Genomic DNA, 14,331 nt, shown 5'->3' on the forward strand with positions numbered 1-14,331 from the left:
GTTGACGTTAAATAGTCGTTAATTAATGATAAGGAGTTAGAGAAAATGATGATAAAAATTGCAGTTGTCGGTTCAAAGGAGTTTATGGAGAACCTTTTTCCTATTGCTCAAAAATTAGAGGGAATAGAAATTGATCCATATATTTACCTTCATCCGGCGGAATCTTCTGAACTATTAAAGTGTCTAAAGCCTTGTGATGTCATCTTTTTCTCAGGTGCTTTACCTTATTATATGGCAAAAGAAATAAGAGAACAATTACGAATTCCAAGTACATACTTACAGCAAGACGAGACAACTGTCGCATCTTCAATTCTTTCTATCATGTATCATCAAAGTATTCAACCACATAACATTTCCATCGATTTAGTAGACCGCTCGTTTATTACAAATGTGTTCCATGATATCGGTATAAAAGAAAGTCCGCAAGTGTTGGATTATGAAAATATGCTGTGGAGTAAAGATGAGATAAATAGAGTTATTGCTTTTCATGTAGCTAAATATCAATCTGGAGAGGCTCATTTAGCTTTAACTAGTATTCACGCTGTTTACGATGAGCTTCAAAAAATAGGTGTTCCTTCAGAGCGTATGATTGATCCAACACAGTCCATTATACATGGGCTAAAAGATGCGAAAATAAAAGCTGAGTTAGCAAAAAGCTATTCAGCTACTGTTGGTGCTTGTATTATTTCTTCTTTAGAATTAAGAACGAGTTTGCTTGAAAAACTAGATGTCATTTCAAAAGAACTACGTGGTTCATTTAAACAAGTGGATGAAATGACATGCATTTTGTATACAACTCGTGGTGATATCGAATCAATTATTAAAACAAATGCGATAGATAACTTGTTTGCGAGCGTAGAAGGAACGATAGCTATTGGATTTGGTTATGGGAAAACCGTGAAAGAAGCGGAGCAAAATGCAAAAATTGCTCAAAGTTTTGCAAAGAATAATCCAATAGATCGTTGTTTTTATATACTAACAAGTGATAAAGATTTGTTTGGTCCGTTCCCGAAAGAACAGAGAGTACAAAGTTTGAAAAATGATAATCCGGAACTAATGAAAATAGCGAAGGAAACGAAGCTTAGTCCGGCCAACTTGTCAAAAATCATTCAATTTAGTCAATCGCATCCGTCATTGAAGTTTACAGCAGCTGATCTTTCTGAGTACTTACAAGTGACCCGAAGATCGACAGAAAGGTTGTTAAAGAAATTAGTTGATTACGGGTATGCTCATATTTGCGGCGAGGAAATGCCCTATCAACAAGGGCGACCTCGCGCACTATATGAACTGAATTTACCGCTATTTTTAAGCTTCTAGTTGAGCTTTTTGTTTCTTTAGCAGTTCTGCTTTTTCAATGTCTGATAGTTTTACAATTGTGAAACCTGTTATACCATAAATGATTGAGATAATAGGTACGATGAAATTCAAAATAGCATAAGGGGCATATTCAAATGCACCTACACCAAGTGTAGCGAGAATAAATACACCGCACGTATTCCAAGGAACGAAGACAGAAGTTAATGTTCCGCCATCTTCTAATGCTCTGGATAAGTTTTTTGAATGTAGTCCTTTTTCCGTGTAGGCATTTGCGTACATTCTTGAAGGGACAACAATTGAAATATATTGTTCAGAGCAAGTAAGGTTTGTTGCAAAACAAGATGCGATAGTAGAAGCGATAAGCCCTTTTGCTGATGTCGCTAACTTTAAAATTTGATTTACAATTGAGCGAAGAATACCTGTATGTTCTAATACTCCTCCAAAAGTCATAGCGACAATTGTCATAGAGACTGTATTCATCATCGAGTCTAAGCCACCGCGGTTAAATAGTTCGTCTACTAGCTTGTTTCCAGTTTCTATAACAAATCCAGCTTGGAGTGCACCGACAGATGCTGAGACAGAACCACCTTGAATAAAGACTTGTGATAAGAATCCTAAAATAATACCGACGAGAATCGCTGGTATAGCAGGGACTTTTTTAGCGACCAATACCATAACGACTACGGGTATAATGAGTAGGAAAGGCGAGATAACAAAGTTTTGTTGCAATACTTGTAACGTTTGATCGATGCTCTTCGCATCAATATTGTTAGCGCCGAAGCTTCTTCCTAAGAGAGCGTAGACGATAAGAGTAATAATTAAACCTGGAACTGTAGTAAATAACATATGACGAATGTGTGCGAATAAATCTGTATTTGTTAATCCTGCGGCTAAGTTAGTTGTATCTGAAAGCGGTGACATTTTATCGCCAAAATAAGAGCCTGAAATAATGGCACCAGCAACCATTGGAGCTGGGATTCCCATACTTAGGCCAATTCCCATTCCAGCAACACCAATTGTTCCCATTGTGGACCAAGAGCTACCAATTGCTAATGCAACGATAGAACAAATGACGGTAATGGAAACTAAAAATAGTGATGGAGTTAAAAGTTTTAAACCGTAATAAATCATCGTTGCGACGATTCCACCGCCAATCCAAGCACCAATTGTTAAGCCGACAAGAATAATAATAACGATAGCAGGTAATGCAAGACGAATCCCTTTATACATTGCTTCTTCAAGATCATTCCATTTGTAACCATAACGCCAAGCGACAATAGAAGCAACGGTTGTACCGATAATAAGTGGAACGTGAGGGCTTTGTTTTAATACAACAATTGTAACCATCATAACTGCAACGGTAATGATAATAGGGATAATCGCTATTCCAAAAGGTATTTCTTTTTTCATAAAGTTCCTCCTTGTACGTATGTTTGTTTGTTTTTATTTTTAGAATTGTCGTAAAATAGACGTTTATTAGGTTATGATAACTAAAAGTTTATGTAAGCGTCAACATAAAAAACAGAAAATAAGGAATGTTCTAGTTGTTTGTTTAGTTTGTAATATAAGTGCAGAGTAAGGTTTTTAAGTATTTAAAAATAAATAATTGACTTTTTTCTTAAAATTCAATATGTTCATAAAAACATCTGTTTTTCATAAGTATAATTAACCCGAATCGTTTGTAATGTGGGAAGGAGACTGGAACGTTGAAAACATTAGAACTACAAGAGCGCTTAACGGAGATTTTTCAGCATTTACACGAAAACCCTGAAGTAAGTTGGAAAGAATATGAAACGACAGCGTATATTACTGACTTTTTAAAAGAAGAAGGAATTTCATATAGAACATTTGATGATTGTCCAGGTGTAATTGCTGAGATTGGAGGCGGGAATCCAGTTATTGCGATTCGTGCTGATATGGATGCACTTTGGCAAGAAGTAGATGGAGAATTTAAAGCGAACCATTCATGTGGTCATGATGCTCATATGACTATTGTAATGGGACTTATTTTACAATTGAAAAATATGAGATGGAAAAATGGTACGGTTAGATTTATTTTTCAGCCGGCAGAAGAGAAGGGTAATGGTGCTTTGAAGATGGTGGAGAAAGGTGCTGTAGATGATGCTGATTTCTTATTTGGTGTCCATCTAAGACCGATTGAAGAACTATCTTTGAAACAAGCAGCCTCATCTATTCGCCATGGAGCAGCAGGATTTTTAGAGGGTATGGTTCATGGGGAGGATGCACACGGGGCAAGACCACACCAAGGTGTGAATGCAATTGATGTCATTTCCATGATTAATATCGGTTTGAAAAATATTTGGCTGCCACCGCAAAGTTCTTATTCAGTAAAAATGACGAGATGCCAAGCTGGTGGCGATAATTTAAATATCATTCCGGGAAATGGTCATTTCAGTTTAGATGTAAGAGCAGAGAGTAATATACTATTAGAAGAATTAAAGAAAAAGATTGAGCATGTAATAGAATCAGCTGCATCGATGGGGTCGAAAACTTCATACGAATGGATGGATCTTGCACCAGGAGCGGAGGTTTCCGAAGAAGCAGAGCGCTTTATGCGTAAAGGTATTCTCGAAGTGTATGGGGAAGAGAGATGCACAGGACCTCTCTATACGACGGGAAGCGATGATTTCCATTACTATACAGTGAAGAGACCACATTTAAAAGCTGTCATGCTTGGACTAGGAGCAGACCTACAACCTGGATTACACCATCCGTATATGAGGTTTGATCATAGTTGTATTATGGATGGGGTAGAAATATTGAAACAAACTGTATTGAAAGTGTTAGAAGACAGGGGCTAGAGAGCTCCTGTTTTTTTGTCGTGAATTGTCGGTAAATCGATATATTTGAAAAATCGTTGATATATTTGAAGTAACGATAGATATATTAAGAAAATCGTTAATATAATTTCACGTACCTGTTAATTTGATAAAAAATGACTCTCCAGTACATGGTGTATAATAATAAGTACCATTTTTTAATAGGAGAAAACGAATGAACGAACAATATTACGATGCAGTTTTACATATAAAAACAGTCGGTGAGCAAAAAGGGTTTAACAAGTCTATGCATTATCATCGCTATGAACCGACACCGTATAGCGGGTTAGATGAGTTATTGAATCAATATGAAATACGAAGTAGCGACCGAATTGTAGACTTTGGGTGCGGAAAAGGGCGATTAAACTTTTATATGCATCATAAATGTGGTGCTTCAGCAGTTGGAATTGAAATGAATGAAGAGTTTTATAAAGAAGCGATGGATAATCGAGATCGTTATGCACGAAAGGCACGAAACAGTAAGGGGAAAATTCAATTCCAATGTTGTTTAGCGCAGGAATATGAGATTGATCCACATGATAATAGATTTTATTTCTTTAATCCGTTTTCTGTACAAGTGTTTATGAATGTAGTAAATAACATTTTACTTTCGGTAGAAGAAACGGGGAGAGAAGTGGATATTATTTTATATTATCCTTCTGAGGACTATATTTTTTTCTTAGAAAATCAGACTGCGTTTGAGCTGAAGAAAGAAGTTAGATTGTCAGGTGCTTATGAGAAGAATGGGAATGAGAGGTTTTTAGTTTATACATTAGGGTAATAAAAAAAACAGGTGCCAAGGCACCTGTTTTTTTTATTAGTTACGGATTAAGTAATCAAATGCACCTAAAGCTGCGTTTGCACCTGAACCCATAGAGATGATGATTTGTTTGTACGGATTATTTGTACAGTCACCTGCAGCAAACACTCCTGGTACGTTTGTAGCGCCGTGCTTGTCTGTTACGATTTCACCGCGAGCGCGTTCAACTGTTTCGCCTAACCAGTCTGTGTTTGGCACAAGACCGATTTGTACGAATACACCTTGTAATTCAACGTGATGAACTTCTTCAGTTTCACGATCGATGTAAGAAATACCGTTTACTTTATCAGTACCAGTGATTTCTTTCGTTTGAACGTTTTTCAGAACAGTTACGTTTGGTAAGCTGTTAAGACGCTCTTGTAATACAGCATCAGCTTTTAATTCTGGCATGAATTCAAGAACAGTTACGTGCTTAACGATACCTGCTAAGTCGATAGCCGCTTCAATACCAGAGTTACCTCCGCCGATAACTGCTACGTCTTTTCCAGTGAATAATGGACCATCACAGTGTGGGCAGTATGCTACACCTTTATTTTTGAACTCAGCTTCACCTGGTACGCCAACATTACGCCAGCGAGCACCTGTAGAAACGATTACGCTCTTACTTTTCAGAATAGCGCCGTTTTCAAGTTCCACTTCAATAAGTTCTTTTTTCTCTAAACGTTTCGCACGTTGTAGATTCATTACATCGATGTCGTATTCTTTTACGTGCTCTTCAAGGCTTGCTACTAGCTTAGGACCTTCAGTGCGTTTTACGCTGATGAAGTTCTCAATGCCCATAGTATCCATTACTTGACCACCGAAGCGCTCAGCAACGATACCAGTGCGGATGCCTTTACGTGCTGCGTAAATTGCTGCACTTGCACCAGCAGGGCCGCCACCAACAACAAGAACATCGTATGGATCTTTATCAGAAAGCTCTGATGCATCTGGACCGTTACCCATTTTAGCTAAAATTTCTTCAAGTGTCATACGACCGCTTCCGAAAGATTCGCCGTTTAGGTAAACAGTTGGTACTGCCATGATATCTTTGCTTTCTACTTCCTCTTTGAATGCAGCGCCATCAATCATAGTATGTGTAATACTAGAGTTAAGAACGCTCATTACGTTAAGAGCTTGTACAACATCAGGACAGTTATGACAACTTAGGCTGATATAAGATTCAAAATGATATTCGCCTTGAATGTTTTTAATTTGATCGATTAATTTTTGTTCAATTTTTGGAGCGCGTCCACTTACTTGTAGTAAAGCTAGCACTAATGATGTAAATTCGTGTCCTAATGGAATACCAGCGAATACGACACCAGTGTCTTCACCAGGGCGGTTTACGCTAAAGCTTGGTGTTCTCTCTAATTCAACTTTTTCTACTGTAATCTTAGATGACATAGTAGCTAATTCGTCTACTAGAGCTAACATATCTTTAGATACGTTATCGTCTCCTGCGCTTACTTTAAGTAAAATATCGTTCTCCATTAACTGAAGGTATTGGGATAGTTGTGTTTTTATATCTGCATCTAGTATCATTTTGATCGAACTCCTTAGATTTTGCCTACAAGGTCAAGGCTTGGTTTAAGTGTTGCAGAACCCTCTTGCCATTTAGCTGGGCAAACTTCACCTGGGTTGTTACGTACGTATTGAGCAGCTTTAATTTTGTTAACAAGAATGCTTGCGTCACGGCCGATACCGTCAGCATTGATTTCCATAGATTGGATAACGCCGTCTGGATCGATGATGAATGTACCACGAGCAGCAAGACCTTCTTCTTCCATTAAAACGTTGAAGTTTGTAGTGATTGTGCGAGTTGGGTCACCAATCATGATGTACTCGATTTTGCCGATAGTTTCTGAGCTATCATGCCATGCTTTGTGAGTGAAGTGAGTGTCTGTAGATACAGAGTATACTTCAACGCCTAAGTCTTTTAGAGTTGCGTATTGGTTTTGTAAGTCTTCAAGTTCAGTTGGGCAAACGAATGTGAAGTCAGCTGGGTAGAAACAAACTACACTCCATTTTCCTTTTAAACTTTCGTCAGTAACTTGGATAAATTCTCCATTATGGTAAGCATTAGCTTTAAACGGTTTTACTTCTGTGCCGATTAATAACATGTTAAAATTCCTCCTAAATGTTGGTTTTGAGCATCAAAAAATAGTGTGCTCATAAAATATATTTTTTAATTAACTATAATAATTCTAATTCGATATTAATTATCATATAGAAGTGGTTATTTTGTCAAGAGAATAAACCAACTTTATACCAATTTAATTAATATTTATTCTCAATTAAGACTAACAGGGAATGGAAAGGTAATTTTAAGTCTATAAATTTTAGATGAGTAGTTGAAAGTTTAGTGTGTATGTTAGAGATAGTGTGTAAGTTTAATTTCTTGGGAAGGAAATATTTCTTAGAAGTTGTAGTTTTGAAAAGGAACTGCTTACTTCTATTTTACAAAGAATTTTGTGATAAATAAAATAAAATGAATCGGAAAATTTTTGAACAATTTTTGTCATCCCAAATATATAATTAGGAAGTATATTACGATGATAGTTAGAAACATTGACTCAAAGTGCTAACAAGATATAATAAAACCTAGATATACCTTTCAAAAAGAAGAATATATATTTATAGGATGAAAAAATTCAACCTATTATTTTTTATAGCTTTTAGAAAACGCTTACAATTAGTATGGAGGGGAAACCATGTCTAAGTTCACGAAGTATTTTTTAATGGAAGCTAAAGATGTGATTGCATATGTGAAAGAGAAATTATCTAAGTTTGAAAATGCAAAGGGGTTACAGTGTAAAGAAATAGGTGATGGCAATTTAAATTATGTGTTCCGCGTTTGGGATGAAAAAGAGAACATGTCTGTCATCGTAAAGCAAGCTGGGGATACAGCTCGCATTTCAGATGAGTTTAAGTTGTCGACGAATCGTATTCGTATAGAATCAGATCTTTTGCAGTTAGAGGATGAGTTAGCACCTGGACTTGTTCCTAAGGTGTATTTATTTGATAGTGTGATGAATTGTTGCGTAATGGAAGATTTATCGAATCACACAATATTACGTACAGCACTTATAAATCATCAAATATTTCCGAGGCTTGCGGATGATTTAACTACTTTTATGGTAAATACACTTTTGTTAACATCGGATGTTGTAATGAATCATAAAGAGAAGAAGGAATTTGTGAAGAATTATATAAATCCTGAATTATGTGAGATTACAGAGGACCTCGTATATTCAGAACCATTTACCAATCATAATAAGCGTAATGAGTTATTTCCGTTAAATGAGGGATGGATTAGGGAACATATTTATAGTGATAAAGAGCTTCGTATGGAAGTAGCGAAACGTAAATTTTCTTTTATGACGAATGCACAGGCATTACTTCATGGTGATTTACATACTGGTTCTGTTTTTGTAAGAGATGATTCTACAAAGGTTATTGATCCTGAGTTTGCTTTTTATGGACCTATGGGATATGACGTTGGGAATGTAATGGCGAATTTAATGTTTGCTTGGGTGAATGCAGATGCAACGATGTCACCTGGAGCTGAGAAAGATACGTATATGGATTGGTTACAAACTACGATGGTAGAGGTAATTGATTTATTTAAGCAGAAGTTTTTAGGTGCTTGGGATATTCATGTGACCGAGATTATGGCGAAGGAAGAAGGCTTTAGCGAAGTCTATTTGCAATCTGTATTAGAGGATACAGCTGCAGTGACAGGTCTGGAATTAATTCGCCGTATTGTTGGATTAGCGAAAGTAAAAGATATTACTTGTATTGGGAATGAGGAAGCACGTGCTAGAGCGGAGCGAATTTGTCTTCAAGTAGCGAAGAGTTTTATTTTACGAGCGAATCAATATAGAACGGGCACAAGTTTTGTAGAAACGTTAAAAGAACAGTCAATGCACTACGCGAAGTAAGGGGAGAATATGATGGAAGAGCAATTAATACCAATTCAGTGGAAAGATGATGCTTTAGTTTTGTTAGATCAAACGTTATTACCAAATGAAATTGTCTATGAATCTTTTAAAACAGCTGAAAGTGTGTGGGATGCAATACAAGTAATGAAAGTGCGAGGTGCACCCGCGATTGGTGTTTCAGCTGCTTATGGAGTGTATTTAGGGATAAAGGAATTTGCTGAAAGTACGGAAGAAGGATTTATGGATGAAGTAAGAAAGGTATGTACATACTTGGCGACATCAAGACCGACTGCAGTAAATTTATTTTGGGCGCTTGAAAGAATGGAAAGTGTAGCGACAGATAATGCTCACTTATCAATCTCACAGCTGAAAAATAGATTACTAGAAGAGGCAAAAGAAATTCATAGAGAAGATGAAGAAATTAACCGTCAAATTGGAGAGCATGCATTAACATTATTCCATGATGAAATGGGAGTATTAACGCATTGTAATGCAGGTGCTTTAGCGACGACTAAGTATGGTACTGCGACGGCTCCAATGTATTTAGCGAAAGAAAAAGGATGGAATTTAAAAATTTATTCGGATGAAACGCGTCCTAGATTACAAGGTTCAACGTTAACAGCATTAGAACTGCAGCGAGCGGGTATTGACGTTACTGTTATTACGGATAATATGGCAGCTATGGTCATGTCACAAGGGAAGATTGATGCAGTAATCGTTGGATGCGACCGTGTGGCAGCAAATGGTGATGTAGCAAATAAAATTGGCACATTAGGCGTATCTATTTTAGCTAAGTACTACAACATTCCGTTTTATGTAGCAGCGCCAACACCTACAATTGATTTAAAGACATCGACAGGAAAAGAAATTCCGATTGAAGAAAGAGATACTTCTGAAGTGATTAATCGCTTTGGACAATATTCAGCTCCGAAAGAAAGTAAAGTATATAATCCAGCATTTGATGTTACTCCACATGAAAATGTAACAGCGATTATTACAGAAAAAGGGATTGTAAAGGCACCGTTTACGGAGAATTTAAAAAAGCTATTTCAATAAGTAGATAAATATAAAAGTCAGTCATCATAAGCTTCATACTTAGGGGGATGTATATGTTATTACAAAAAGAAAGAGAAGAAATTGTAGCGTATGGAAAGAAAATGATTTCTAGTGGTTTAACAAAGGGGACGGGCGGTAATATTAGTATCTTTAATCGTGAACAAGGTCTTGTTGCGATTAGCCCAAGTGGTTTAGAGTATTATGAAACAAAGCCTGAAGATGTAGTTATATTAAACCTAGATGGTGAAGTAGTAGAAGGAGAGAGAAAACCATCAAGTGAATTAGATATGCACCTTATTTACTATAGGAAGCGTGAAGATATAAATGCGCTTGTGCATACACACTCTCCTTACGCGAAGACGATTGCATCATTAGGATGGGAGCTTCCTGCTGTATCGTATTTAATTGCTTTCGCAGGACCGAATGTGCGCTGTGCACCGTATGAAACATTTGGTACGAAGCAATTAGCGGAGGCTGCTTTTGAAGGCATGATTGATCGCCGTGCTGTTTTACTTGCAAATCACGGTTTAATTGCTGGTGCAAATAATATAAAAATGGCGTTTACTATTGCAGAAGAGATTGAGTTTTGTGCTCAAATTTATTATCAAACAAAAAGCGTCGGAGAACCGAAGTTACTGCCAGAAGACGAGATGGAGAATTTGGCGAAGAAGTTTGAAGGGTATGGGCAACAGTAGAAATCTAACGGAAATGTTATTCAATGTGTATTAAAATGGCCGTGAAAGAATATATATTCTTCCATGGCCATTTTAGGATTTTAATTATTTAGATATATTTTTGAGTTGCGAATCTAATTTCCAAAAACCGATTCCTGAGAATAGTGCTGCTAATGAACCAATAATTGCAGCAATACCGATATCTCCGAACATCATTCCGCCCATTAAGATACCAAAAATTCCAATTAAGATAAGAATAATAGAAATAGCTTTCATTATACGATACTCCTTAAAACGTAAAAGTTATATGTGATAATATAACATTAATAGAGTTTATAATCAAAAATATTTTGTTCAGGAATTGTATTGAGGTAGGAAATATGAATGGTGAATAAAGGGTTAGGAGAAGGAAACGAAAGGAAAAAACATCCTCAAAATTGAGGATGTTTTTACGCTTTCTTAAGCAACAAATACATAAAGTAAGGAGCCCCAATTAAAGCAACGACAATACCTGCTGGAATGCCATTAGGATCAACGATATTTCGCCCGATTGTGTCTGCTAGTAGTAATAACCATCCGCCAATTAAAACGGCGATAGGCATGAATATTTGATGCCTTGGACCTACTAAAGATTTTGCGATGTGAGGAGCCATTAGTCCAATAAAGCTAATTCCTCCTGTTACGGAAACAGCAGCGGCAGCAAGTGCAACGGCTGCGATTAATAAGTATCTTCGTTCTTTTTCAATTTCAATTCCAACACCGATTGCGACCGGTTCGTTTAATGCTAGAATGTTTAATCGATTTGCTTTATAGAAGACAAATGGAATTAATATAATTAGCCATGGAAGCATTGCTAAAACAAATGTCCAATCATCTCCCCAAATGTTTCCGGCAATCCATTTTGAGATAAAGTCCACTTTCATACGATCAGCGGATGAAATAAGGACAATCATCGTTCCAGATAGTGCAAATGCAAAACCGATACCAGTTAATGTTAATCGCACCGGCTGAAGTCCAGTTGATTTACTATATGAAAATACGTAAATTAGAACAGCTGTCAGAAATGCCCCAATAAATCCAACGACAGGTAGTAAGTAAAGAAATGAACCTACGTCTATTGGAAAGTATAAAAAGAAAATAGCAACAGCAACACCAGCCCCAGAGTTAATACCAAGAATACCAGGTTCAGCTAAATCATTTCGGGTAATTCCTTGCAGAATAGCCCCTGATAAAGCGAGAGCCATACCAGCTAATAATGTAATGACAATTCTAGGTAGTCTTAAAGAGTATAAAACGAACTCCTCTTTAAAAGTCCCTTGCCCCATTAATGTTGGGAGTAGTCGATCATAAGATAAAGATGCTGAACCAAGTCCCATTCCAATTACAATGGTTGTGATGATTACTATAAGTAAAGCGAGTATAATGAGACGCTGTTTTCTTAAAATAGATTGCATCATGAGAATGTTTTTCCTCCTTTACGTACAATGAATAGGAAGAATGGTAATCCTACAATCGCGACAATTGCCGCAACTGGTGTTTCGTACGGAGCGTTAATAGTACGTCCGATTGTATCTGCAAGTAGCATAAAGGAAGCTCCAGCAATTGCTGACATCGGTATAACAAATCGGTAATCTGGACCGACAATTGGGCGTACCATGTGAGGTACCATTAAACCGATAAATGCCATATTTCCAACAAGCGCTACAGATGCACCTGCAAGTAAGATAATAATGATAAATAAAATAGTTTTAATAACAATAATTTTTTGACCTAGTCCAATAGCCACTTCCTCACTGAAACTAAGAACTGTCAATTTTTTTGCTAGTAAGATAGCGATAAAGATACTAATTGAAATGACTGGAATAATAATTTTTAATTGGCTCCAAGTTGTTCCAATTACGCCCCCAGCAGTCCAAAGTGATACATCTTGTGAAATTTTAAAGTAAATGCCAATTCCTTCTGAAATTGCGAGTAGAAATGCTGAAACTGCAGCGCCCGCTAATACAATTCGAAGAGGAGAAAGACCGCCTTTTTTCACTATACCAATTCCAAATACCATAATTGCGCCAATTGCAGCACCGATAAAGCAAGCTAACGTTAAGTAAAGATAGCTAATGGAAGGATTGAAAGCAAGTGTTAGTGCAAGCGCAGCATTTGCTCCACCAGATAGCCCTAATAATCCAGGGTCCGCAAGTGGATTTCGTGTTAATCCTTGCATAATTGCTCCAGAAACGGCTAATCCAGCTCCTACAAAAATAGCAGCAACTTCACGTGGTAAACGTATTTCTCGAATAATAGATATTTTGTCTCCTTTAGCGGAGGAAGTGAGTGCTAACCATACATCTTTTATCGAAGTATCTGCAGCACCTAATACCATTGCAACCATAAAAATAAGAAAGAATGCAATTAAGCTTAAAATTAGTTTGTATGTAAAAGCTATAGAACGTGGATTATCATGATCTTTTGTCATTCGGTTCACATCTTTTCTGTTCATAGAATAAAGGAAGAGGAATTCTTAAATTAAGAATTCCTCATGTTTGTATTATTTACCAAGAAAGTTCTTCTTGAAGAAGTCTAGTTGGAAATCTAATGTAAGTGGATCATTGAAATAGAATTCCATCATGTTTGCTTCATATACGCGATTATTTTTTACTGCTGGGATGTTTTTATATGATTCTGTCTCTTGGAATGAGTTATCAGTATCTTTATTTTTACTTACGATTAAGTAATCACCAGCAAATTCAGGTAATACCTCAGTAGATAATGCGTAGTAACCTTCTTTTAATGCTTTTTCTTTTACTTTTTCAGGCATTTTTAATTTCATTTCTTGGTACAGAATTTCTGTTCCGCGGCCCCAGTTTTCGCCGTATACATAAAGCTGTTTGTTGAAGTTTTCTACAACAGAAACTGTTGCATCTTCACCGATTTTTGCTTTAATTTCTTTACCAGCTTCTTGTGCACGTTTCTTGAAGTCATCAACCCAAGTTTTTGCTTCTTTTTCTTTGTTTAATAACTTACCAATTTCTAAATGCTGTGTTAAGTAATCAACTTTTCCGTAAGTGTATGTTACAGTAGGAGCAATTTTCTTTAACTTATCGACATTTTTAACATTTGATAAACCAATGATTAAATCTGGATTTAGTTCAGCGATTTTTTCAACATTTTCATCTGATACTTCAGCAACATCTTTAAGTTTACTATCAAAACGTGGGTTTTGTTTAGACCATGAATCTACCCCAACAAGATTTACACCTAATGACATTACGTTACCAGCGAATGATGATAGTACAACAACGCGTTTTGGATTTGCAGGAACTTCTACTTTACCATTTTCAGATTGGTATGTAATTGTTTCTGATTTATTACCTTTTGCATCGTTCTTTTTGTCTGTAGAGCCATTGCTACAAGCACTCATAACAAGAACGAAAAGAACTGTTAGTGAAATAAATAACTTTTTCATCGTCTTTCTCCTTTAACATAGATGATATGTGTATACAATAATTTGTTTAACTGTAATCTTTTTGAAAGAGTAGTGGTAAAGCAAAATGATTTATTAAAAATCTTGAATATGAGATTTTATAATATAGTATTAACCATATTAATGAAAGAAGATGTAATCTCAAATTTGCTAATTATTAACAAAATGATAATGATTATCACTATTGATTCTTTAAATAATATAATTTTATATAGGTGTATTG

Annotated in this window: 13 protein-coding genes; 6 read left to right on the forward strand and 7 right to left on the reverse strand. The window is 36.3% G+C overall.

Going from position 1 to position 14,331, the window contains the following annotated elements; genetic code table 11:
• The first annotated feature begins 45 nt into the window (after nt 1-45).
• A complete protein-coding gene (locus tag N2V79_RS01900; protein WP_064532135.1) occupies nt 46-1,317 on the forward strand; it encodes a hypothetical protein in 1,272 nt (423 codons plus the stop codon).
• Here N2V79_RS01900 and nhaC read toward each other — a convergent pair.
• On the reverse strand, nt 1,306-2,727 hold the full coding sequence (gene nhaC, locus N2V79_RS01905; RefSeq protein WP_064532137.1) for a Na+/H+ antiporter NhaC: 1,422 nt from the start codon (nt 2,725-2,727) through the stop codon (nt 1,306-1,308). The genes N2V79_RS01900 and nhaC overlap by 12 nt on opposite strands.
• Nucleotides 2,728-3,023: 296 nt before the next feature.
• Between nhaC and N2V79_RS01910 the strand changes: the two genes are divergently transcribed.
• Entirely contained in the window at nt 3,024-4,139 is a 1,116-nt protein-coding gene (locus N2V79_RS01910; RefSeq protein ID WP_064532139.1) for a M20 peptidase aminoacylase family protein, read from the forward strand.
• A gap of 193 nt (nt 4,140-4,332) precedes the next feature.
• A complete protein-coding gene (locus N2V79_RS01915) occupies nt 4,333-4,938 on the forward strand; it encodes an SAM-dependent methyltransferase (RefSeq protein WP_001005627.1) in 606 nt (201 codons plus the stop codon).
• Nucleotides 4,939-4,974: 36 nt separating this feature from the next.
• Here the strand turns inward: N2V79_RS01915 and ahpF are convergent, their stop codons facing one another.
• Both ahpF and ahpC read right to left on the reverse strand, forming a co-directional pair.
• Complete coding sequence (ahpF, locus tag N2V79_RS01920; protein ID WP_053565379.1) at nt 4,975-6,501, reverse strand: alkyl hydroperoxide reductase subunit F; 1,527 nt, start codon at nt 6,499-6,501, stop codon at nt 4,975-4,977.
• Nucleotides 6,502-6,515: 14 nt separating this feature from the next.
• Complete coding sequence (ahpC, locus tag N2V79_RS01925; protein WP_000924420.1) at nt 6,516-7,079, reverse strand: alkyl hydroperoxide reductase subunit C; 564 nt, start codon at nt 7,077-7,079, stop codon at nt 6,516-6,518.
• A gap of 591 nt (nt 7,080-7,670) precedes the next feature.
• Between ahpC and mtnK the strand changes: the two genes are divergently transcribed.
• The 3 genes from mtnK to N2V79_RS01940 are packed head-to-tail and all read left to right on the forward strand — an operon-like array spanning nt 7,671 to nt 10,651.
• A complete protein-coding gene (gene mtnK / locus N2V79_RS01930; protein WP_053565378.1) occupies nt 7,671-8,900 on the forward strand; it encodes an S-methyl-5-thioribose kinase in 1,230 nt (409 codons plus the stop codon).
• Between the two features lie 9 nt (nt 8,901-8,909).
• Nucleotides 8,910-9,956 carry an S-methyl-5-thioribose-1-phosphate isomerase gene (gene mtnA / locus N2V79_RS01935; RefSeq protein ID WP_064532143.1) on the forward strand — a complete coding sequence of 349 codons (1,047 nt, stop codon included), beginning with the start codon at nt 8,910-8,912 and terminating at the stop codon, nt 9,954-9,956.
• Nucleotides 9,957-10,009: 53 nt separating this feature from the next.
• Nucleotides 10,010-10,651, forward strand: coding sequence for an L-fuculose-phosphate aldolase (locus N2V79_RS01940; protein ID WP_053565376.1), 642 nt, complete (start codon nt 10,010-10,012; stop codon nt 10,649-10,651).
• An 84-nt stretch (nt 10,652-10,735) separates the two neighbouring features.
• On the opposite strand, the gene N2V79_RS01945 is transcribed toward N2V79_RS01940, so the two are convergent.
• The 4 genes from N2V79_RS01945 to N2V79_RS01960 all read right to left on the reverse strand — a co-directional run bounded on the left by N2V79_RS01945 (nt 10,736) and on the right by N2V79_RS01960 (nt 14,090).
• Complete coding sequence (locus tag N2V79_RS01945) at nt 10,736-10,906, reverse strand: hypothetical protein (protein ID WP_000644466.1); 171 nt, start codon at nt 10,904-10,906, stop codon at nt 10,736-10,738.
• Between the two features lie 173 nt (nt 10,907-11,079).
• A complete protein-coding gene (locus tag N2V79_RS01950) occupies nt 11,080-12,087 on the reverse strand; it encodes a FecCD family ABC transporter permease (RefSeq protein WP_053565375.1) in 1,008 nt (335 codons plus the stop codon).
• Entirely contained in the window at nt 12,084-13,124 is a 1,041-nt protein-coding gene (locus N2V79_RS01955) for a FecCD family ABC transporter permease (RefSeq protein ID WP_053565374.1), read from the reverse strand. Before N2V79_RS01955 ends, N2V79_RS01950 begins: the two co-directional genes overlap by 4 nt.
• A gap of 48 nt (nt 13,125-13,172) precedes the next feature.
• Nucleotides 13,173-14,090, reverse strand: a complete 918-nt coding sequence (locus N2V79_RS01960) for an iron-hydroxamate ABC transporter substrate-binding protein (RefSeq protein WP_053565373.1) — start codon at nt 14,088-14,090, stop codon at nt 13,173-13,175.
• Between the last annotated feature and the right edge of the window lie 241 nt (nt 14,091-14,331).

The sequence above is a fragment of the Bacillus sp. CH_70 genome, assembly GCF_038007045.1.
In the GTDB taxonomy this organism is placed as follows: Bacteria; Bacillota; Bacilli; order Bacillales; family Bacillaceae_G; genus Bacillus_A; species Bacillus_A cereus.

Bases quoted from the DNA above. Each gene is read 5' to 3' on its own strand.
- N2V79_RS01900 (WP_064532135.1), top strand. From the start codon at position 46: ATGATGATAAAAATTGCAGTTGTCGGTTCAAAGGAGTTTATGGAGAAC.
- nhaC (WP_064532137.1), bottom strand. From the start codon at position 2,727: ATGAAAAAAGAAATACCTTTTGGAATAGCGATTATCCCTATTATCATT.
- N2V79_RS01915 (WP_001005627.1), top strand. From the start codon at position 4,333: ATGAACGAACAATATTACGATGCAGTTTTACATATAAAAACAGTCGGT.
- ahpF (WP_053565379.1), bottom strand. From the start codon at position 6,501: ATGATACTAGATGCAGATATAAAAACACAACTATCCCAATACCTTCAG.
- ahpC (WP_000924420.1), bottom strand. From the start codon at position 7,079: ATGTTATTAATCGGCACAGAAGTAAAACCGTTTAAAGCTAATGCTTAC.
- mtnK (WP_053565378.1), top strand. From the start codon at position 7,671: ATGTCTAAGTTCACGAAGTATTTTTTAATGGAAGCTAAAGATGTGATT.
- mtnA (WP_064532143.1), top strand. From the start codon at position 8,910: ATGATGGAAGAGCAATTAATACCAATTCAGTGGAAAGATGATGCTTTA.
- N2V79_RS01940 (WP_053565376.1), top strand. From the start codon at position 10,010: ATGTTATTACAAAAAGAAAGAGAAGAAATTGTAGCGTATGGAAAGAAA.
- N2V79_RS01945 (WP_000644466.1), bottom strand. From the start codon at position 10,906: ATGAAAGCTATTTCTATTATTCTTATCTTAATTGGAATTTTTGGTATC.
- N2V79_RS01950 (WP_053565375.1), bottom strand. From the start codon at position 12,087: ATGATGCAATCTATTTTAAGAAAACAGCGTCTCATTATACTCGCTTTA.
- N2V79_RS01955 (WP_053565374.1), bottom strand. From the start codon at position 13,124: ATGAACAGAAAAGATGTGAACCGAATGACAAAAGATCATGATAATCCA.
- N2V79_RS01960 (WP_053565373.1), bottom strand. From the start codon at position 14,090: ATGAAAAAGTTATTTATTTCACTAACAGTTCTTTTCGTTCTTGTTATG.